The sequence below is a fragment of the Mesorhizobium sp. M1409 genome, from assembly GCF_040317535.1.
Taxonomy (GTDB): Bacteria; Pseudomonadota; Alphaproteobacteria; order Rhizobiales; family Rhizobiaceae; genus Mesorhizobium.
This window is the reverse complement of the sequence record NZ_JAMYKV010000167.1, coordinates 1-597: the sequence shown is the minus strand read 5'-3', so window position 1 is coordinate 597 and position 597 is coordinate 1. Positions and strand designations below refer to the sequence as shown.

Sequence of the window (597 nt, the reverse complement as noted above, 5' to 3'; positions counted from 1 at the left end):
AGCGTTCAGCCTGGCGGTTGAGCGGCTGATGCTGTCCGAACTTCTCGAACAGGATCATCGCCAGCAGGCCGGGACCGGCCCAGCCGCGCGGGGTGGCGTGGAACGGCGCCGGAGCCTGGCTGATCGCCTCGCAGTCGCGGCAGGTGAACTTCTCCCGAACGTGCTGGATCACCTTCCATTGCCGCGGCACCACCTCCAGCGTCTCGGTGATATCCTCAGCCAGCTTGCGCAGCCGATGACCGCCGCAGCAGTGGCAAGCGGTCGGCGCCGGCTCGACCACGCGTTCGCGCGGCAGATGCTCGGGAAATGGTTGGCGCGCCGGTCGTTTGCGCACATAAGGTGCCACCTCAGTGGTCCGGGCCGCTGCCTGCTCGGCGGCGATCTCGTCTTCCGTGGCCGTGCTCTCGAGTTCCTCGAAGGTGAGCTCCATCTGGTCGTGCAGGCGGGCTGAGCGTTCAGAACTCTGACCATGCAGCGCCCGCTGCAGCTTCCGGATCGTCAGATCCTGATGTGCGATCAGCGCCGCATCATCCGATGCCTTGGCCCTGGCGACCGCCAGTTCGGCCTCGACCAGCGCAGCGCGCGCGGCCTCGTCTT

Annotated in this window: 1 protein-coding gene; it reads right to left on the bottom strand. The window is 67.3% G+C overall.

Annotation, left to right across the window (positions count from 1 at the left end):
* The coding region (locus tag NKG99_RS35870; protein WP_352874195.1) for an IS66 family transposase at positions 1-597 on the bottom strand (597 nt) is incomplete at both ends.